This window comes from Lentzea sp. NPDC003310, assembly GCF_040610935.1.
Taxonomy (GTDB): Bacteria; Actinomycetota; Actinomycetes; order Mycobacteriales; family Pseudonocardiaceae; genus Lentzea.
In genome coordinates, this window is the sequence record NZ_JBEXNC010000002.1 from 217983 (window position 1) to 237879 (window position 19897).

General features: G+C 69.8%; 18 protein-coding genes. 12 read left to right on the forward strand and 6 right to left on the reverse strand.

The window, feature by feature from the left end; all coding sequences use genetic code 11:
• Window positions 1–76 precede the first annotated feature (76 nt).
• Both ABZX02_RS03540 and ABZX02_RS03545 read right to left on the reverse strand, forming a co-directional pair.
• Window positions 77–775 (reverse strand): DUF305 domain-containing protein, encoded by a 699-nt coding sequence (locus ABZX02_RS03540; RefSeq protein WP_355294528.1) that lies wholly within the window; start codon window positions 773–775, stop codon window positions 77–79.
• Window positions 775–1602 carry a DUF3105 domain-containing protein gene (locus ABZX02_RS03545; RefSeq protein ID WP_355294995.1) on the reverse strand — a complete coding sequence of 276 codons (828 nt, stop codon included), beginning with the start codon at window positions 1600–1602 and terminating at the stop codon, window positions 775–777. Before ABZX02_RS03545 ends, ABZX02_RS03540 begins: the two co-directional genes overlap by 1 nt.
• Before the next feature lie 169 nt (window positions 1603–1771).
• Between ABZX02_RS03545 and argS the strand changes: the two genes are divergently transcribed.
• The 6 genes from argS to rho all read left to right on the forward strand — a co-directional run bounded on the left by argS (window position 1772) and on the right by rho (window position 10333).
• Window positions 1772–3409, forward strand: a complete 1638-nt coding sequence (gene argS, locus ABZX02_RS03550; protein WP_355294529.1) for an arginine--tRNA ligase — start codon at window positions 1772–1774, stop codon at window positions 3407–3409.
• A complete protein-coding gene (lysA, locus tag ABZX02_RS03555; protein ID WP_355294530.1) occupies window positions 3410–4828 on the forward strand; it encodes a diaminopimelate decarboxylase in 1419 nt (472 codons plus the stop codon).
• Window positions 4825–6126: a homoserine dehydrogenase gene (locus ABZX02_RS03560; protein WP_355294531.1), complete on the forward strand. Its 1302-nt coding sequence runs from the start codon at window positions 4825–4827 to the stop codon at window positions 6124–6126. The genes lysA and ABZX02_RS03560 overlap by 4 nt, the downstream gene beginning before the upstream one ends.
• On the forward strand, window positions 6123–7175 hold the full coding sequence (gene thrC / locus ABZX02_RS03565) for a threonine synthase (RefSeq protein WP_355294532.1): 1053 nt from the start codon (window positions 6123–6125) through the stop codon (window positions 7173–7175). Before ABZX02_RS03560 ends, thrC begins: the two co-directional genes overlap by 4 nt.
• Window positions 7172–8023 (forward strand): homoserine kinase, encoded by an 852-nt coding sequence (gene thrB, locus ABZX02_RS03570; protein ID WP_355294533.1) that lies wholly within the window; start codon window positions 7172–7174, stop codon window positions 8021–8023. The genes thrC and thrB overlap by 4 nt, the downstream gene beginning before the upstream one ends.
• Before the next feature lie 321 nt (window positions 8024–8344).
• Window positions 8345–10333 (forward strand): transcription termination factor Rho, encoded by a 1989-nt coding sequence (rho, locus tag ABZX02_RS03575; RefSeq protein WP_355294534.1) that lies wholly within the window; start codon window positions 8345–8347, stop codon window positions 10331–10333.
• A gap of 87 nt (window positions 10334–10420) precedes the next feature.
• On the opposite strand, the gene ABZX02_RS03580 is transcribed toward rho, so the two are convergent.
• Window positions 10421–10807, reverse strand: a complete 387-nt coding sequence (locus ABZX02_RS03580; protein ID WP_355294535.1) for a hypothetical protein — start codon at window positions 10805–10807, stop codon at window positions 10421–10423.
• Window positions 10808–11062: 255 nt separating this feature from the next.
• Here ABZX02_RS03580 and rpmE point away from each other — a divergent pair, with 255 nt between their 5' ends.
• The 5 genes from rpmE to prmC all read left to right on the forward strand — a co-directional run bounded on the left by rpmE (window position 11063) and on the right by prmC (window position 15941).
• Entirely contained in the window at window positions 11063–11275 is a 213-nt protein-coding gene (rpmE, locus tag ABZX02_RS03585; protein ID WP_089921602.1) for a 50S ribosomal protein L31, read from the forward strand.
• Window positions 11276–11362: 87 nt separating this feature from the next.
• Complete coding sequence (gene prfA, locus ABZX02_RS03590; RefSeq protein ID WP_355294536.1) at window positions 11363–12427, forward strand: peptide chain release factor 1; 1065 nt, start codon at window positions 11363–11365, stop codon at window positions 12425–12427.
• Between the two features lie 22 nt (window positions 12428–12449).
• Window positions 12450–13658, forward strand: a complete 1209-nt coding sequence (locus tag ABZX02_RS03595; RefSeq protein ID WP_355294537.1) for an acyl-CoA thioester hydrolase/BAAT C-terminal domain-containing protein — start codon at window positions 12450–12452, stop codon at window positions 13656–13658.
• A gap of 11 nt (window positions 13659–13669) precedes the next feature.
• Window positions 13670–15055 (forward strand): dihydrolipoyl dehydrogenase, encoded by a 1386-nt coding sequence (gene lpdA / locus ABZX02_RS03600; RefSeq protein WP_355294538.1) that lies wholly within the window; start codon window positions 13670–13672, stop codon window positions 15053–15055.
• Window positions 15056–15074: 19 nt separating this feature from the next.
• On the forward strand, window positions 15075–15941 hold the full coding sequence (gene prmC / locus ABZX02_RS03605; RefSeq protein ID WP_355294997.1) for a peptide chain release factor N(5)-glutamine methyltransferase: 867 nt from the start codon (window positions 15075–15077) through the stop codon (window positions 15939–15941).
• Window positions 15942–15949: 8 nt separating this feature from the next.
• Here prmC and ABZX02_RS03610 read toward each other — a convergent pair whose 3' ends face one another.
• Together ABZX02_RS03610 and ABZX02_RS03615 are read right to left on the reverse strand one after the other, a co-directional pair.
• On the reverse strand, window positions 15950–16273 hold the full coding sequence (locus tag ABZX02_RS03610; protein ID WP_355294539.1) for a hypothetical protein: 324 nt from the start codon (window positions 16271–16273) through the stop codon (window positions 15950–15952).
• The gene (locus ABZX02_RS03615; protein ID WP_355294540.1) at window positions 16270–17817 is read right to left on the reverse strand and encodes a hypothetical protein; all 1548 of its coding nucleotides are present in this window, start codon (window positions 17815–17817) and stop codon (window positions 16270–16272) included. The genes ABZX02_RS03610 and ABZX02_RS03615 overlap by 4 nt, the downstream gene beginning before the upstream one ends.
• Window positions 17818–18155: 338 nt before the next feature.
• Here ABZX02_RS03615 and ABZX02_RS03620 point away from each other — a divergent pair, with 338 nt between their 5' ends.
• The gene (locus ABZX02_RS03620) at window positions 18156–19112 is read left to right on the forward strand and encodes a toll/interleukin-1 receptor domain-containing protein (protein ID WP_355294541.1); all 957 of its coding nucleotides are present in this window, start codon (window positions 18156–18158) and stop codon (window positions 19110–19112) included.
• Window positions 19113–19222: 110 nt separating this feature from the next.
• Here ABZX02_RS03620 and ABZX02_RS03625 read toward each other — a convergent pair whose 3' ends face one another.
• A complete protein-coding gene (locus ABZX02_RS03625; protein ID WP_355294542.1) occupies window positions 19223–19846 on the reverse strand; it encodes a hypothetical protein in 624 nt (207 codons plus the stop codon).
• Between the last annotated feature and the right edge of the window lie 51 nt (window positions 19847–19897).

The window sequence follows — 19897 nt, forward strand, 5'->3', positions numbered from 1 at the left end:
GTAGGCGCTTGTCCATGCTCTGGACAAGCGAAAGGGCCGTCCCCGGAGGAACGGCCCTTCACCTGCGACTGCGTGGCTACGGCAGCGGGGCGGCTCCGCGCTTCGCCAGGTAGTCCTTCATCAGCTCGGTCTCGGCCGACTGCGACTTCAGCATGTTGTCGGCCAGCGTGCGCACGAACGGCTGGCCGGCGGCGGTCGAGGCGTACTCGGCCATCGGCGCCCCGCCCACGTGGTGGCGCAGCATCAGCTGCAGCCAGTACACGTCGAACTCCTTGCCGGCGGGCATCGTGCGCAGCTTCGTCAGCTCGTCGGTCACGGCCATGCCCGGCATCATCGGCTTGCCCGCTTCCGGCGTGGTGGCGCCGTGACCGTGCACCCCGGCGGCGTCCATCCACTTCATGTAGACGCCGGAGACGTTCTGCTCGTGCTCGTTCCACATCATCAGCCAGCCCTTCATGCGCCCCACCTGTTCGAGCTGGGTGGAGGCGATGTCGAACGCGAGCTGGCGGATGTCCGGTTCGGTCGAGCGGTCCCGCGCGATGTTCGCCATCTGGATGCCCTGCAGGTGGTGCATGGACATGTCCTGGCAGAAGCCCACGTCCACGGAGCCGGAGGCCGGTGCCGCGGACGAGGTGGACGAGCCGGGGAGCTTCACGAGCAGGCCCACCGCCGCGCCCAGCAGGAGCACGGCGAGGACGGCTGCGCCGATGACGAGCGCCCGGACCACCCCGGAGGAGGGGCGGCCGGACACCTCGTCGGTTTCGGGAACGGTCATCAGCTCGACGGCGGCGTCGAGGCGGAGCCCGACGGAGGCGTGCTGGGGTTCTGCTGCGGCTGGCCCTCGGTCACGGAGTCGTCCTTGCCGCCGTCCATCGGCACGGCGTCGGCGCCCGGCTTCTCGGCCACGAACGGGGCCGGGTTGGCGAGGAACTGCGAGTTCTCGCAGGACGCGCCGACCTCGGGGTACTGGTTCGGGTTGCGCAGCAGCGAGGAGACGAACTGGTCGATGCGCTCGTCGTCGGCGCTGTCGACCTTCAGCTGGTGGCCCCAGGACTGCAGGGAGACCGGCTTGTCGAGGCCGGGGAACGGCGACAGCATCATGTACGGGATGCCCTCGACCTTGGTCTTGAGCTTGTTCAGCGCGTCGTCCTTGACCTGGTCCGGGTTGTACGTGATCCAGACGGCGCCGTGCTCGAGGCCGTGGACCGCGTTCTCGGTGCGGATGGCCTTGTCGTAGACGACACCGGTGCAGTCGGCCCACTGGGCGTCGTGCGGGCCGCCGAAGGCGGGGGTCTGGTCGTACGCGACGCGCTGGGTCGGCTCGACGTGGCGGGAGCCCTTGTACTCCTTGATCACGATGCCCGCGAGCGCGGTCGACGGGTCCTTGTTCGTGTCGGAGGGCTTCCACTTGGCCAGGGCGGCCTCTTTGACGTTGTTCGCGTGGATCTGCGAGTACGCATACCCGAAAACACCGCCCGCGAGGCCCAGCACGGCGATCACCGCGATGATCGTGCCCCACGGCTTGGGCTTGCTCGCCACCACCGAGGAACGGGCCGCGGCCACGCTGTTGCGCGTGGCCTTCGTCTTCTTGCCGCTGGTCATGTCCGCCTCAGATGTCGTCCTGGTCAACCGGCGCCAGTGTAGGGACATCGTGTCTGATCACTGTCAGCGCAGGGCATTACCACGTGCGCGTTAACACTTGCCGTCTCACCCTCCGAGACCCGGTAACCCGGTCGAGACCTGCGACAACGCTTCTCTAGACTCTCGGGGCGTGACCCCTGAAGTGCTCGCCGATCTCGTCCGGACCACGGTTGCCCAGTTGCTGACCGACCGGGGCCTGGACACCACCTCTCTCCCCGAGCAGGTGACGGTCGAGCGACCCAGGAACCCCGAGCACGGGGACTACGCCACGAACGTCGCGCTCCAGCTCGCCAAGAAGGCCGGCGTCCCGCCGCGCGACCTCGCCACGTGGCTCTCCGAGGCCCTGCTCGCCCAGCCCGCCATCGCGAAGGCCGACGTGGCCGGGCCCGGCTTCCTCAACCTCACGATCGCCACCGAGGCCCAGGGAGCGATCGTTCGTGCCGCCCTCGAGCCCGGCTACGGCACGGGCACCGAGCTGGCCGGCAAGAAGATCAACCTGGAGTTCGTCTCCGCGAACCCGACCGGCCCGATCCACCTGGGCGGCGCGCGCTGGGCCGCCGTCGGCGACGCGCTGGGCGAGGTCCTGGCTGCCCGCGGCGCCGAGGTCACCCGCGAGTACTACTTCAACGACGCGGGCGCGCAGATCGACCGGTTCGTCCGGTCCCTGATCGCCGCCGCGAAGGGCGAGCCCGCGCCCGAGGACGGCTACGCGGGCACGTACGTCAGCGACATCGCCGCCGAGGTGCTGCGCCGCGAACCGGGTGCGCTGGGCGACCCCGAGACCGTGCGCCGGGTCGGCGTCGGGCTGATGTTCGAGGAGATCAAGCGCAGCCTGCACGAGTTCGGCACCGACTTCGACGTCTACTTCCACGAGGACTCGCTGCACCGCAGCGGCCGGGTGGCCGAGGCCGTCGCGAAGCTCAAGGCCAACGGCTCGCTGTACGAGAAGGACGGCGCCTGGTGGCTGCGGTCCACGGACTTCGGTGACGACAAGGACCGCGTCGTCATCAAGAGCGACGGCGACCCGGCGTACATCGCGGGCGACATCGCCTACCTCGTCGACAAGCGCGGCCGCGGCTTCGACCTGTGCATCTACATGCTCGGCGCGGACCACCACGGCTACATCGCGCGCCTCAAGGCCGCGGCGGCCGCGCTCGGCGACGACCCGGACAGCGTCGAGGTGCTGATCGGGCAGCTCGTGAACCTCGTCAGCGAGGGCCAGCCCGTCCGGATGAGCAAACGGGCCGGCACGGTCATCACGATGGAGGACCTGGTCGACGCGGTCGGGGTGGACGCCGCCCGCTACGCCATGATCCGGTCGAGCGTCGACTCGAGCCTCGACATCGACCTCGACCTGCTGCGCAAGCACAGCAACGACAACCCGGTCTACTACGTCCAGTACGCGCACGCCCGCATCTCCGGCGTCCTGCGCAACGCCGCCGACCTCGGCGTCACCCAGGGAGACGACCTCTCGCTGCTGGTGCACGAGCGCGAAGGCGAGCTGATCCGCACGATCGGCGAGTTCCCCAGGGTGGTGGCCACCGCGGCCGAGCTGCGCGAACCCCACCGGGTGGCGAGGTACCTCGAAGAACTCGCCGGGACCTTCCACCGCTTCTACGACCGCAGGCACGGCGTGCGCGTCCTTCCCCAGGGCGACGAGGACATCTCCCCGTTGCACCAGGCAAGGCTCACGCTCTGCGCCGCCACCAGGCATGTTTTCGGAGCGGGCCTCGGCCTGCTCGGCGTCACCGCACCGGAGCGAATGTAAATGCGAGCACATCCCGCTGGACCTCGGCACGCTGACGTCCTGGCACCCGGCAACACCGCCGGCGACCGCCCTTCCACCGCAGACCAGCTCGACTACCTGCACCCGACCGTCTGGCCCCGCAACGCGAAGCGCAACGACGCCGGTGTCGTCGAGCTCGCGGGCGTGGACGTGCGCGCGCTGGCCGAGCAGTACGGCACCCCGCTGTTCGTCATGGACGAGCAGGACTTCCGCGCGCGCTGCCGCGAGCACGCCGAGGCGTTCGGCGACCCGACGCTCGTGCACTACGCGTCCAAGGCGTTCCTGAGCGTGCAGGTCGCGAAGTGGGTGGCCGAAGAGGGCCTCTCGATCGACGTCTGCAGCGGCGGAGAGCTGGCGATCGCGTTGCGCGCCGACTTCCCGGCCGAGCGGATCGCGTTGCACGGCAACAACAAGAGCGTTCCCGAGCTGATCGCGGCCGTCGAGGCGGGCGTCGGCGGCATCGTCGTCGACTCGTACCACGAGATCGCGCGCCTGGACCAGATCGCCCGCGACCGCGGTGTGGTGCAGAAGGTCCTGATCCGCGTGACCGTCGGCGTCGAGGCGCACACCCACGAGTTCATCGCGACCGCCCACGAGGACCAGAAGTTCGGCTTCTCGCTGTCCTCCGGCGACGCGGCCGAGGCCGTGCGCCGCGTGCTCAAGGCCGGTGGCCTCGAGCTCGTCGGCCTGCACAGCCACATCGGTTCGCAGATCTTCGACGCCTCCGGCTTCGAGGTCGCCGCGCGCCGGGTGATCGGCCTGCTCGCCGACGTCCGCGCCGAGCACGGCGACATCCCGTCGCTGACGGTCGTCGACCTCGGCGGCGGTCTCGGCATCGCCTACACCCCGGACGACGACCCGCCCCCGCCCGCCGAGCTCGCCCGCCAGCTGCACAACATCGTGCAGAAGGAGTGCGAGCACAACGGCCTGGAGATGCCTCGCATCGCGGTCGAGCCCGGTCGCGCGATCGTCGGCCCCGGCACGGTCACCGTGTACGAGGTCGGCACCATCAAGGACATCGAGCTCGACGGTGGCGCGCGGCGCCGGTACGTCAGCGTCGACGGCGGCATGAGCGACAACATCCGCACCGCCCTGTACGACGCGGTCTACGACTGCAAGCTGGTCTCACGCGCGTCCGAGCCCGAATCGAGGGCCGTGCTGTGTCGTGTGGTGGGCAAGCACTGCGAGTCCGGTGACATCGTGGTGCGGGACTGCTGGCTGCCCGACGACCTCGCGCCGGGTGACCTGGTTGCGATCGCGGCCACAGGGGCCTACTGCTATTCGATGGCGAGCGGGTACAACCGACTGCCACGGCCCGCGCTCGCCGCGGTGACCGGTGGAGAGGCACGGTTGCTGCTGCGCCGTGAGACCGAGGACGACCTGTTCCGTCTGGAGGTATGAAAGCCGTGAAACCGATTCGGGTCGCCTTGCTCGGCTGTGGCACGGTGGGCACGGAGGTAGTCCGGCTGCTGACGGACCAGGCCGACGACCTCGCCCAGCGCATCGGCGCCCAGGTGCAGCTCGCGGGCATCGCCGTGCGCAGGCCGAACAAGCACCGCGACGTCCCCGAGCACCTGCTCACCACGGACGCCGAGGCGCTCGTGAAGTCGGACGACGTGGACGTAGTCGTCGAGGTCATCGGCGGCATCGAGCCCACGCGGGGCCTGTTGCTCGAGGCTCTCCGGAACGGCAAGTCCGTCGTCACGGCGAACAAGGCGCTGCTCGCCGAGCACGGTTCCGACCTCTTCGAGGCGGCCGACGCCTCCGGGGCGGACCTGTACTTCGAGGCCGCCGTCGCCGGCGCGATCCCGCTGCTGCGCCCGTTGCGGGAGTCCCTCGCGGGCGACCGCATCACGCGCGTGATGGGCATCGTCAACGGCACGACGAACTTCATCCTGTCCGCGATGGACGCCACGGGCGCGGGCTACGGCGAGACGCTCGAGGAGGCCTCGCGCCTCGGGTACGCCGAGGCCGACCCGACCGCGGACGTCGACGGGTTCGACGCCGCGTCGAAGGCCGCGATCCTCGCGTCCCTCGCGTTCCACACCCGCGTCACGGCCTCGGACGTGTACCGCGAGGGCATCCGCGCGGTGTCGGCCGCCGACATCGCGGCGGCCAAGGGCCTCGGGCGCACGGTGAAGCTGCTCGCGATCTGCGAGCGCGTCGTCAGCCCGTCCGGCCAGGAGTCAGTCGCCGTTCGAGTGCACCCGGCGATGATCCCCAGGACGCACCCGCTGGCCTCGGTCAACGGCGCGTTCAACGCGGTGTTCGTCGAAGCCGACGCGGCGGGGGAGATGATGTTCTACGGGCAGGGTGCCGGTGGCGCCCCGACGGCGAGCGCGGTCGTCGGCGACCTGGTCGCCGTGGCGCGCAACATGGTCGCGAGCGGGCACGGCCCGCGCGAGTCGGCCTACGCCGCGCTTCCCGTGCAGCCCATGGGGAACACGCCCACCCGCTACCACATCAGCCTCGACGTCGCGGACAAGGCGGGTGTCCTCTCGCAGGTCGCTGCGGTGTTCGCCGAGCACGACGTGAGCATCGCCGCGGTGCGCCAGGAAGGCCGCGTCGAGGACGCCAGTCTGGTGATCGTCACGCACGCGGCGACCGACGCCGCGCTGCGGTCCACTGTGGACAAAATCGGTGGCCTCCCCGTGGTGCGGGACGTCGTCAGCGTCATGAGGGTGGAGGGCGAAGAATGAGTGCTGTCAGAGCGGGCTGGCCCGGACTCATCAACGCCTACCGGGACCGCATCGAGATCCCCGAGGGCGCCGAGGTCGTGACGCTGCACGAGGGCGGCACGCCGCTGGTGCACGCGAAGAGGCTGTCCGAGGCCACCGGGTGCGACGTGTGGGTGAAGGTCGAGGGTGCGAACCCGACCGGCTCCTTCAAGGACCGCGGCATGACCGTGGCCATGACGTACGCGCTCGCCTCCGGCCTGAAGGCGGTCATCTGCGCCTCCACCGGCAACACGTCGGCGTCCGCGGCGGCCTACGCGGCCAAGGCCGGTCTGACGGCGGCCGTGCTGGTGCCGAGCGGCAAGATCGCGATGGGCAAGCTCGCCCAGGCCGTCATGCACGGCGCGAAGATCCTGCAGATCGACGGCAACTTCGACGACTGCCTCGAGCTCGCGTCCAAGACCGCCGCCGAGTACCCGGTCACGCTCGTGAACTCGGTCAACCCGGTGCGCCTCGTCGGCCAGCAGACCGCCGCGTGGGAGGTCTGCGACGTGCTCGGCCAGGCGCCGGACGTGCACTGCCTGCCGGTCGGCAACGCGGGCAACATCACCGCGTACTGGAAGGGCTACACCTCGTACGACCAGGGCCTGCCGAAGATGTTCGGGTTCCAGGCCGCGGGTGCCGCGCCGCTCGTCAGCGGTCAGCCGGTGCCGAACCCGGAGACCATCGCGACCGCGATCCGGATCGGGTCGCCCGCGTCGTGGACCGGTGCGGTCAAGGCCCGGGACGAGTCCGGCGGCCTGATCGACGCCGTCACCGACGAGCAGATCCTCGCCGCGTACCGCCTGCTCGCCTCGTCCGAGGGCATCTTCGTGGAGCCGGCGTCGGCCGCGTCCATCGCCGGTCTGCTGAAGACCGCCGAGGACGGCAGGCTGCCGAAGGGCTCCACCGTTGTGTGCACCGTCACGGGCCACGGTCTGAAGGACCCCGACACCGCGTTGCTCGGCACCACCGAGGTCGAGCCGGTCCCGGTCGACCCCGGCGCCGTGGCGCACGCGCTGGAGCTCGCGTGAAGTTCCTCGTCTCCGTCCCCGCGTCGACCGCGAACCTCGGTTCGGGGTTCGACGCGCTCGGCATGGCGCTCGGCATGTACGACGACGTGGAGGTGGCCTCCGCACCGGACGGCCACCTCTCGATCTCCGTCGACGGTGCCGGATCGGGCGACGTCCCGCTCGACGAGACCCACCTCGTCGTGCGGGCCGTCCGCGCCACCGGCTACACCGGCGGCCTGGCCCTGAAGTGCCGCAACACCATTCCGCACGCGCGCGGGCTGGGCTCGTCGGCCGCCGCGATCGTGGCGGGTGTCGTAGCCGGGTTCACCCTGTCGGGTCGCGAGTTGGACACGGACGCGTTGCAAATCGCCGCCGAGTTCGAGGGCCACGCGGACAACGCGGCGGCCTCGCTCTACGGCGGTGTTGTCGTTGCGTGGTCCGAAGGAGAGCGGTACCGCGCGGTCCGGATGGACGCGGACGCACGCGTGCGCCCGGTCGTCCTGATCCCGTCGCAGGAGTCGTCCACCAAGACGACGCGCGGCCTGCTGCCGGCCGAGGTGCCGCACGGCGACGCCGCGCACGCCGCCGGACGGGCCGCCCTGGCGGTGCACGCGCTGACGCAGGATCCTTCCGTTCTCCTTGCGGCGACTGAGGATCGACTCCACCAGAACTACCGCGAGCCCGCCTGGCCGGAGACCGTTCGTGTGATCAACGATCTTCGCAAGCTCGGGGTTCCCGCCTGCGTGAGCGGAGCGGGACCCACCGTGATCGCCTTCGGCGATCTTCCCGCCGAGGTCGACACGCACGGCTTCGACGTGCGCAGACTCGACGTGGACCGCTCCGGCGTCCGCGTTCGTCCATTGGACTGACACGCCCGACCCCGGTTGTTGCATGCCGGGGGACCGGCGTCTACCCTCGGGGGCGATCAGTCACCGCGCGCACGGGCGCCGGTGTCGCGCCCGGACACTCGTTCCGGGTCGCAATCCTTTTGTGTTCCGGCTCTGTGCCGTGCGGGCGGGGCGGACGCAAAAGAGGCACCCGATCGCCGTGTGACCTGAGAAAAGTCCCGTGCTTGCCGGAAGCGGTGTGTGCTTCCGTCTGCATCGGACTGACCGCCGTTCCCCAGTTGACGCGGGAAGGCGGGTCCGCTGGGCCGCGTAGGAGGCGCGGCCTGGTCAGGAAGGACATGTGTGAGCAACACCGATTTGCTGAGCAGCGACGTTGCAGCTGCGTCTGGTTCTGGAGCCGAGGAGAACGCTCTGTCCACCCCTTCGAACGGCACGACGCCGCGCCGCCGCGCGGGTCTGTCCGGCATGGTGCTCGCTGAGCTGCGTGAGCTCGCGGGCCAAATGGGTATCACCGGAACCGCGGGGCTGCGCAAGGGCGACCTGATCGCGGCCATCAAGGAGAAGCAGGGCTCCGGAGCCCCGGCGAAGGCCGAGAAGCCCGCGAAAGCCGAGAAGGCTGCCGCGAAAGCCTCTGCGCCCGCCGAGAAGCCGGCTGCCGCCCCTGTGGTCGAGAAGGCCGTTGAAAAGCCTGTTCAGCAGCAGCTCGAGGTAGCGGACAAGCCCGCTGCCGAGGTTGCCGCGTCCGACGACGCGCGTTCGTCCGAGGACGGCGGCCGCCGGGGCAACCGCCGCCGCCGTTCCGGCCGTGGCGGGGGCGGCGAGGGCGAGGGCCAGCCGCAGCAGTCCGAGCAGCGCGGCGAGCGTTCCGAGCGCTCGGAGCGTTCCGACCGCGGCGAGCGCTCTGACCGCGGCGACCGTTCCGACCGGGGCGAGCGCTCCGACCGGGGCGAGCGCGGCGAGCGTTCCGACCGCGGTGAGCGGGGCGAGCGCGGCGGCCGTGACCGCAACCGCGACCGGGGCGAGCGCTCCGACCGCGGTGACCGCGGTGGCGACCGCCAGGGCGGCAACCAGTCCGACGACGACGAGGGCGGCCGTCGCGGTCGCTTCCGCGACCGTCGCCGGCGTGGCGGCCGTGGTGAGGGCCAGGACGGCGGAGGTCGTGGCGACCGCGAGACCGAGGTGCGCGAGGACGACGTCCTGCTCCCGGTCGCGGGCATCCTGGACGTGCTGGAGAACTACGCGTTCGTCCGCACCTCCGGCTACCTCGCGGGCTCGAACGACGTCTACGTCTCGCTCTCGCTGGTCCGCAAGTACGGCCTGCGCCGCGGTGACGCCATCACGGGCGCCGTCCGCCAGCCGCGCGACGGCGAGCAGCAGCGCCAGAAGTTCAACCCGCTGGTCCGCGTCGACAAGATCAACGGCCTGGACCCGGACGAGGCGCGCAACCGCCCGGACTTCACGAAGCTGACGCCGCTCTACCCGAACGAGCGACTGCGCCTCGAGACCGAGCCGCACATCCTCACCACCCGTGTCATCGACCTGGTGATGCCGATCGGCAAGGGCCAGCGCGCCCTGATCGTGTCGCCGCCGAAGGCCGGCAAGACCTCGGTGCTGCAGTCGATCGCGAACGCGATCACGACGAACAACCCCGAGTGCCACCTGATGGTCGTCCTCGTCGACGAGCGTCCGGAAGAGGTCACCGACATGCAGCGCTCGGTGAAGGGCGAGGTCATCGCCTCGACCTTCGACCGGCCGCCGTCGGACCACACGACCATCTCCGAGCTCGCCATCGAGAGGGCGAAGCGCCTGGTCGAGATGGGCCACGACGTCGTCGTGCTGCTCGACTCGATCACGCGTCTCGGCCGTGCGTACAACCTGGCAGCCCCGGCCTCCGGCCGGATCCTGTCCGGTGGTGTCGACTCGACGGCGCTGTACCCGCCGAAGCGGTTCCTCGGCGCGGCCCGCAACATCGAGGGCGGCGGCTCGCTGACCGTCATCGCGACGGCGCTGGTCGAGACCGGCTCCGCCGGTGACTCGGTGATCTTCGAAGAGTTCAAGGGCACCGGCAACGCCGAGCTCAAGCTCGACCGCAAGATCGCCGACAAGCGCACGTTCCCGGCGGTCGACGTCGACAGCTCCGGCACCCGCAAGGAAGAGCTCCTGCTCTCGCCGGACGAGATGGCCGTGACGCACAAGCTGCGTCGCGTCCTGCACGCGCTCGACGGCCAGCAGGCCATCGACCTGCTGCTCGACCGCCTGCGCAAGTCCCGCACCAACATCGAGTTCCTGATGCAGGTCGCGAAGACGACGCCGGGCGCCGAGCAGGACTGAGGCGCGTGAGTTTCACGTGAAATCGCCCCCGCTGCAGGTCAGCGGGGGCTTTTTCGTGCAGTTCACTCGAATGCCGAGGTCGGCGGCTCAGCGGCAGCCGGCGGTCTGGCGGCTCTCGTCGTTCTGCGCCAGCAGCTGGAACACCAGCCCCAGCAGCACCGGCATCCCCACCAGGGTCGCGGCCAGAGCCGGCACCTCCACGGCCCCCACGACGACTCCGAGCACCAGCACCGCGCCGAGGTAGGGCCACCGCACCCAGGACCGGGCCCAGGTCCTCCGCCACCGGACCCCGCCGGACACGGCGGCCGCCACGGCCACTCCGGCCCCGGACACCACGGGCGACAACGGCACCGTCGTCCACGCACCCGTGACCAGCCCGGCGGCCCCCATCAGGCCGAACACCGCGGCGGCGAACAGGAACGGCACGGCCAGCCACAGGCGCTGGTCCATCGGCCGCTCAGAGGTGCAGAACACGCGACACAGTCTGATGGACAACCTCCAACAACACGCACCCGCATCTCGCCCAGCGGCCACACCTTGCGCCGAACGGCCCACCCAGGCCGGTGAGCGGCTGTGACTTCGACCACGACGAGCCTCGCCGCGACGTCGCGGGAACAACCGCGTTTTTGCACGTGTTGAACGGTCTGGCAAACTAAACGGTCGAGTCCGGCTCCGGTTCACCCGTTCACCAACAGGGACCCGGCGGCCATCCTTGAAAGGGACAAGATCTTGAAGAGTGGCATCCACCCCGAGTACACGGTCACCGAAGTGACCTGCAGCTGCGGCAACGCGTTCACCACGCGCAGCACCACCTCGGCGTCCGAGGTTCGCGTCGAAATGTGCTCCAACTGCCACCCGTTCTACACGGGCAAGCAGCGCATCCTGGACACCGGCGGTCGCGTCGCGCGCTTCGAGGCGCGTTACGGCAAGCGCAACAAGTAGCTGCTTTCACGGCGCCTGACCTCGGCTTTCGAGCCGGGGCGGGCGCCGTCGCCGTTTCCAGGGAACCCAGAACCGAAAGCAGGAGACGTGTCGCAGTCGCTGGACAGCTTGCTCGCCGAGTACGACGAGCTGGAGAAGAAGCTCGCGGACCCTTCCGTGCACGCTGACCAGGCGGGTGCGCGCAAGCTGGGCAAGCGGTACGCCCAGCTCGGGCCGATCGTGAAGACGGCGCGCGAGATCGAGCAGGCCAAGAGCGACCTCGAGGCGGCCAAGGAGCTCGCGGCCGAGGACCGGTCGTTCCAAAGCGAGGTCGAGGAGATCGAGCAGCAGCTTCCCAAGCTGGAGGAACGCCTCACGGAGCTCCTGCTGCCGCGCGACCCGCACGACGGCGACGACGTGCTGCTGGAGATCAAGTCCGGCGAGGGCGGCGAGGAGTCCGCGCTGTTCGCCGGCGACCTGCTGCGCATGTACACGCGGTACGCGGAGCGCCAGGGCTGGAAGGTCGAGATGCTCGACGGCACCGACTCCGACCTCGGCGGCTTCAAGGACGTCACCGTCGCCATCAAGACCAAGAGCGCCACGCCCGACGGTGTGTGGAGCCGGCTCAAGTGGGAGGGCGGCGTGCACCGGGTGCAGCGCGTGCCCGTCACCGAGTCGCAGGGCCGCATCCACACGTCCGCCGCCGGTGTCCTCGTCTTCCCGGAGACCGAGGAGACCACCGAGGTCGAGATCGACGAGAAGGACCTCCGCGTCGACGTCTACCGCTCGAGCGGCAAGGGCGGCCAGTCGGTCAACACCACCGACTCCGCGGTGCGCATCACGCACCTGCCGACCGGCATCGTCGTCTCCTGCCAGAACGAGCGCAGCCAGCTCCAGAATAAGGCCCGCGCGATGCAGGTGCTGCAGTCCCGCCTCGCCGCCCTCGCCGAGGAGCAGAAGGCGCAGGAGCAGTCCGACGCGCGGCGCACCCAGATCCGCACGGTCGACCGCAGTGAACGGGTGAGGACCTACAACTTCCCCGAATCACGCATCTCCGACCACCGGGTTGGGTACAAAGCGCATAACCTGGACCAGGTCCTCGACGGTGACCTGGACGCGGTGGTCGACGCACTCGCCGCCGCTGACCGGGCAGAACGGCTCGCAGGCGGGTAATCCGACGTGAGAGGGGCGCGTTGTGGCCGAGATCCTGGTGAATCCGCGGACAGCGCCTCTCGACCAACCGGTCGACGTGCAGGTGGTCGACCTCGAACCCGGTCAGCAGATCACCGTGCAGCTCTCCACGGGCGAGCGCGCTTCTCACGCCGTGTTCGAGGCTGACGACCGTGGTGTGGTCGACCTCACGAGGCACGCACCGCTCGATGGCAGCTATCGCGGCGTGGACCCGATGGGCCTCTTCTGGACGCTTGAACGCACGGGCGGCAAGAAGGGTCCCACGGTGCTCTCGGTCGAGGGCGTGGGCGACCGCGAGCTCGACCGCCAGACCGTCCCCGATGGCGTCGAACGGCTGGAGGTCCGCGAGGACGGTCTCGTGGGCACCCTGTTCGCCCCTGAGGACGACGGTGGCGAGCTGCCGGGCGTGATCGTGCTGAGCGGGTCCGAAGGCGGTCTGCACGAGACCGACGCGGCGCTCCTGGCCGCGCACGGGTTCGTCACGTTCGCGCTCGGCTACTTCGGCCTGCGGGGTCTCCCGGAGCACCTGGTCGACATCCCGCTGGAGTACTTCGGCAAGGCCATCGACTACCTCTCCGACCGCGCCGGCGCCATCGGTGTGCTCGGCGGATCGCGCGGGGGAGAGCTGGCGCTCCTCGTCGGCGCGACGTTCCCGCAGGTCAAGGCGGTCGTGAGCGTCGTCGGCAGCGGCGTGGTCACCCAGGGCATCGGCCCCGGCGGCAACCTGCTGCAGAAGCTCTCGTACGAGACGGCGTCGTGGACGCTCAAGGGTGAGCCGCTGCCGTACCTGCCGTACGAGATCGGCGAGGAGCTGCGCGCCCGGATCGTCAACGACGAGCCGGTGCCGCTGAGGCTCGCGTTCAGCACCGAGGACGGCATCCCCGAGGACACCGAGATCCCCGTCGAACGCATCGCCGGGGGTGTGTTGCTCATCTCGTCAGGACAGGACGACGGGTGGCCCAGCACCGAGCTGAGCGACGTCGCGGTGCGGCGCCTGAAGGACCACGAGCACCCGTTCCCGTACGAGCACGTCGTGTATCCCGAGGCAGGACACCTGATCGCGGGCCCGCCGCACCGCCCGGCCACCGAGACGACCTATCCGGGGCCCGGTGTCACCTTCTCGGGTGGTGGTGCTCCGCAGGCCACCGCACACGCGCGCACGGACGCCTGGAAACGGACGGTTGAGTTCTTGCGGGAGCAGCTCGGGAGCTAGGTTGTGTGCTTATGAGCGCACACTTTGATGTCGTGGTCGTGGGTGCGGGTCCCGGCGGGTACGTCGCCGCGATCCGTGCGGCTCAGCTCGGGCTGAAGACCGCCATCGTCGAGGAGAAGTACTGGGGCGGCGTTTGCCTGAACGTCGGCTGCATCCCGTCGAAGGCGCTGCTGCGCAACGCCGAGCTGGCGCACATCTTCACGCACGAGCAGAAGACGTTCGGCATCAAGGTCGACGGCACCGTCAGCTTCGATTACAGCGCTGCCTGGCAGCGCAGCCGCAAGGTCGCGGACGGGCGCGTCAAGGGCGTGCACTTCCTGATGAAGAAGAACGGCATCACCGAGTACAACGGGTGGGCCAACTTCACCGACGACCACACCCTGACCGTCGGGGACGAGACCATCACCTTCGGCCACGCGATCATCGCCGTGGGCGCCACGACCCGGATGCTGCCGAACACGCAGAAGTCCGACCGCGTCGTGACCTACGAAGAGCAGATCATGACCGAGGACCTGCCCGAGTCGATCATCATCGCCGGTGCGGGCGCGATCGGCGTCGAGTTCGCCTACGTCATGCACAACTACGGCGTGAAGGTGACCATCGTCGAGTTCCTCGACCGGATGGTGCCGCTCGAGGACGAAGAGGTCTCCGCCGAGCTGCTCAAGCGCTACAAGAAGCTGGGCGTCGACGTGCGCGTCGGCACCCGCGTCGAGTCGATCGACGAGTCGGGCCCGAAGGTCCGCGTCACCGTGTCGAAGAACGGCGCCGAGGAGGTCCTCGAGGCCGACAAGGTCATGCAGGCCATCGGTTTCGTGCCGCGCGTCGAGGGCTACGGCCTGGAGAAGACCGGTGTGAAGCTGACCGAGCGCGGTGCCATCGACATCGACGGCCGCGGCCGCACCAACGTGCCGCACATCTTCGCGATCGGCGACGTCACCGCGAAGCTGATGCTGGCGCACACCGCCGAGTCCATGGGCATCATCGCCGCGGAGACCATCGCGGGCGCCGAGACGATGGAGCTCGACTACGTGATGATCCCGCGCGCGACGTTCTGCCAGCCGCAGATCGCCTCGTTCGGGTACACCGAGAAGCAGGCGCGCGAGAAGGGCTACGACGTCCAGGTCGCCAAGTTCCCGTTCACCGCGAACGGCAAGGCGCACGGCCTGGCCGAGCCCGGCGGGTTCGTGAAGCTGATCAGCGACAAGACGCACGGCGAGCTGCTCGGCGGCCACATCATCGGCCCCGAGGCGACCGAGCTGCTGCCCGAGCTCACGCTGGCGCAGCAGTGGGACCTGACGGTGCACGAGGTCGCGCGCAACGTCCACGCGCACCCGACGCTGTCCGAGGCCGTCAAGGAAGCGGTGCACGGCCTGGCCGGGCACATGATCAACTTCTGAGATAGCTTCTCCGACGATGATGAACCGGCAGCCGCTCCGCCTCGCGATCTCCGAGGCGGCCAAGATCCTCGCCGAGGCGGGGGTGGACAGTCCGCGCGTCGACGCGGAGTACCTGGCCGCGCACGTGCTCGGGGTCGAGCGCGGGCGGTTGCCGCTCATCCCGCTGGTCGATCCGACGGTGATCGACCAGCTGCACAAGCTGGTGCGGGTGCGCGCCTCGCGCATCCCGTTGCAGCACATCCTCGGCTGGGCCCCGATGGGCGCCATCTCGGTCGAGGTCGGACCGGGTGTGTTCGTGCCGCGGCCCGAGACCGAGCTGCTGATGGAGTGGGGCCTGAAGGCGCTGGTGGGCGTGTCGTCGCCGGTCGTCGTGGACCTCTGCACGGGCACGGGCGCGCTGGCGTTGTCGATCGCGGCCGCCCGCCCGGACGCGGTGGTGCACGCGGTGGAGATCGACCGGCAGGCGCTGTCGTGGACGCGCCGCAACGCCGACGCGCGCGCGGCCGCGGGGGACACGCCGATCCGGCTGCACTTCGGTGACGCCACCGACCCGGCGCTGCTGTCCGATCTGGACGGTCAGGTCGACCTGCTGGTGTGCAACCCGCCGTACGTGCCGGAGGGCACGCCGGTGCAGCCCGAGGTGGGCGAGCACGACCCGCATCACGCGGTGTTCTCCGGCGACGACGGGCTGGACGTGATCCGGCACGTCGTGTGGGCGGCCGCGCGGTGGCTGAAGCCCGGCGGGTCCGTCGGGATCGAGCACGACGACACGCAGGGCGAGTCCGTGCCGGCGCTGCTGGCCGCGCGCCGGGCGCTCACGGACGTGACCGACCACACCGACCTGGCGGGCCGGCCCCGGTTCGCGACCGCCCGCCGAGTCGGTTAGGCCGTCTGTCAGAAGAGCGCGTCGAAGGCCTTCGACAGGTCCTTCATCTGCTCGCCCAGACCGCGGTCCGCGAGCTTGTCCATCAGGTGGTCCGCGACGTCCCTGCTGGGCTTGGGTTTGCGGGCCTCGGCGCGGAGGTCGTCCACCACCTCGATCGTCGTCGTGGGCGCCTGCGAGTCGCGCAGGTCTTCGCGCAGCTCGTCGAGCAGCCGCAGCACGGCGCTGACGTCCTTGATGTGTCCGATGTGGACGTCACCCGTCCTGGCCCGTCCGCTGGTGCCGACGTTGCTGCCGATCACCGGTCCGCTGATCTCGAAGTTCCGTTCGTTCATGAGCTTCCCTTGACGCTCGTCTTGCCGGTGCGTGCCTTGCCGGAGGTGCCGATGTTGCTGGAGATCACCGGGCCGGTGATGTGCACGTTGTTGCTCGTCACCTGCATGGCCTGCTCCATGAACTCGGTGACGGAGATGCCCTTGTCCTCCAGGAACTCGCCGAGCGTGCGCAGCAGCCGCGACTCCAGCACCTTGACGTAGCGCTCGACGTCGGTGAGCTGGAAGTAGTTGTCGACCTCGCTCCTGCTCGCGAGCTCGCGCAGGCTGTGGCCGGCGCCGTAGCGTTCCGCGACGTACGTGCCTTCGGCCTGGTGGATGGGGCTCATCCAGGCGACCGCCGTGGCGAACCGCTTCGGGATCGACGCCGGGAACTTCAGCAGGTCGACGACCGCCTCGGCGAACGGGCGCAGCGACTGCTCGGGCAGCACGTCGATCTTGCGGTGCCCGGAGGCGATCGGGTGCAGGATGCAGGGCGTCCACTCGACGTAGAGCATCTCCTCGTCGAGCCCGAAGGTCAGGTACGCGGAGACGACGACGTCGCGGTCCCAGGTCTCGACCTGGAACGAGCGGAAGTAGCGCATCCACTCCATCGGCCGGGCGATCAGATCGTCCACAACGGACTGCGGGACCTCGTCGGCGGGTGAGTGGTTCTTGTCGGGCAACACGATGCGCGCCTCGACGTCGTCGATGTGGTCGACCAGCTCGACCGAGGAGATGACGACGCGGTCGCCGGTCTTCAGCTCGCGCAACCGGTGGCCGGGCGACAGCGAGGGAGAACGGCCGGTCTTGACCAGTTCGCTCGTGATGCGGTCGTAGAGCTCCGGGAGGGCGAACCCGGGCAGAGGCGTGCCGGTCTTCTCCTCGGCGGGCTTGAGGGGCAGCGCCATGGACCAGGGCTCGAACATCGTGCCGGAGCCCACGAACGGCCGGTAACCGCGGTAGACGATCACCTGCGCGCCGTCCGCGTCGTCAGGCGCGTCGTCGTCCTCGACCGGGTAGAGCGAGAGCGCTTCGGCGTAGTTCGTGTGCCCAAGCCGCCGGACCGCCCACTCGCCCCGCCACAGCTCCTGCTCGCCCCTGGCGGTGCGGAACCCCGTGCGCCGGAAGCTCTTCGTGACCAGCAGCCACGTCACGACCCGATCCGCGAACAGCACCGCGAAGATCAGCAGCACCGAGACGAGGAACACCGCGAGCGCGCCGCCGCTGCTCTCCGGCCCGCACTCCTCGTACCTGGGCCTGCAGTACGAGGTGGAGTCGTCGAGCTCTTCGATGAACCTGTACAGCAAGAAGGAGAGCGCGATCGCGCCGACGATCGAGCCGAGCACGGCCGGCCCGCGCTGCGTGACGACCCGCCGCGGCCGCGCGAACGCCATCCGCGCCCCCGTCGCGGCCGCCGCCAGCGCCCCGACCACCAGCCACGCCACGAGCAGCGTCCCGCTCGCGGCGAACAGCGCCACCACCGCCGGCAGGAGCAGCACGCCGTCGCGCAGCTTGCGCCGCGAGCGCGCCGCCACCGCCTCCCGCAACACCGCCCCGGTGTTCACCCCGGGCGACCGGGGAATCGACCGAGTGGCCTCCACCAGGTACTCGCGAATGGCGGAATCCGCGAACTCCTCGTCGCGGTGAGCGGCTCCGCAGAGGAAGCGGGTCGTGTCGTCGCGTAACTTCGGGGAATCGTTTCCCGTCGCCGACGCCGGGGTTGACATTGTCCTGTCCACTTTCTGTCATTGAATCGAGCACTTCGTGTTTGTGCTGGTCAGGGACATGGTGAGACAACGAACAACACTCAATTCTGGTCTGTCGATGGCACAATAGTCGCTCCAGATCGGAATGGGACGGAGACGACGGAATTGCACATTGTCAATGCGCCGATCGAGGGCAGATGAAGGCCTTCTCGGACGCGCCCCCGATCCGTTGCTTCCTGAGCTACGCCCGCCAGGACGACGTGGTGATGGACTTCGTGACCCCGTTCGCCACGGCACTGCGCCACTACGCCTACGCGGACCGCGGCCGCGAGCTGGAGATCTTCCTCGACCGCGAGGCCATCGGCTGGGGCGACCTGGTCCAACCGACCCTGCGCGCCGCCGTGCGGTCCACCACGGTCCTGATCCCGGTCCTGACCCGCCGCTACTTCGACCGCCCGTACTGCCGCGAGGAGCTGTTCCTCTTCTACAACCAGGCCTTCGTGGACAACGTCCGCGGCCTGCTCCTCCCGGTCGTCCTGCTCGGCGCCGACCACCTGACCGAGGACAACGAAGACCTCGCCGTGCAGATCGTGGTGGCACGCCAGCACCGCAGCGTCCGCGAAGCGTGGCTCGACGGCCCGGCCTCACCCGCCTGGCGCCGCACGATGCTGGCCCTGGCCTCGGAGATCGTGGACAACGTAGAAGCAGCCGAACAAGCCCTGCTGTCCCCACCACCTGCCCCTGCCGTGGACGTGGCCGCCGTGCTGATCCGCTTCGCCTCGGACGCCGAGGCGGTGATCACCGCCACCGGCAACGTGATCGCGGACTTCCGCGAGAACCTGGGCACCGACCAGACGGCCCTGACCCCGGCCGCCACCCGCTTCCGCAACGCCGCCCGCACGTTCGAACGCCAGGCCTTCGAAGCCGACCGAACCCTGCGAGCCGCCGGCGCGTCCTTCACCGGCAAGGGATTCGCGGACCTGGACGACCTCCTGTCCGGCACCGAGACCCTGCTGGCCTCGACCCACCGCCTGGAGGCGTCCACCGTCCCGATCCGCCGCACGATGGTGGTGTTCCGCGAGGGCCTCACCGCCCTGCACAGCGGCCTGCGCGTCGTCCGCACCGGCGCGGAGTGGCCAAATCCTGGCCAATAACGCGACGTTCGGTCACGTTGGGGCCAAACGGTCGTATGTTCTCCGCGGGGAGGGCACGCGGTCACGCGCTGGAGGAACCGCCGCCTCGCGCGTGACCGCGTGTGCGCCTTCTAGAGGAAGTCCTTGCCGAGTTCCCGCCGCCCCACCGGCGCGCTGGGTTTCCACCGCGGTCGTTTCAGGACGGCGAAGACGAACGCCACGCCGATGACCACGGCGAGAGGCACGAGAACGTTCCGCCACCACGTGACGTCGCCGGGCTCCAACACTCTGACGATGCCGACCCGGTCGACCACGAGGTCGACGCGATCACCCGGCTTGCGCACCGCGTCCTGTCCACCGGCGGGGAAGTGTGCCGCGACCGTCCTCGCGCCGCACAGCAGATCGTTGCTGTACTTGGTCGCCGACTTGCTGCCGGTGTGCTTGTTGACCGAGACCACCTCGCAGTCCCGGACGCGCTCGCCGAACGTGGTGAGCCACAGGGAGTGGCTGCCCGCCACGCACAGTCCGATCACGGCCGGCACCGCGAGCGGCGCGGCCAGGAGGGCCGTCGAATTCGGCCGTAGCTTCAGCATCGCGAAGCCCGCCAGGAAAGCGCATGCGATTCCCACGGGCACGACGACGAGTGGCGTCAGTCCGGGCATGGCCGTCAAGAAGCCGGCGGCGAACCCGACGAGCAGCGCGAAGCTGAGCAGCACTGTGTGCCGGCGCCTGCGCGTCGTTTCGATCGTGCTCACAGATCCGGGTATCCCTGCGGTCGCTCGAAGGCCGGCTTCTGGTCCTTCTCG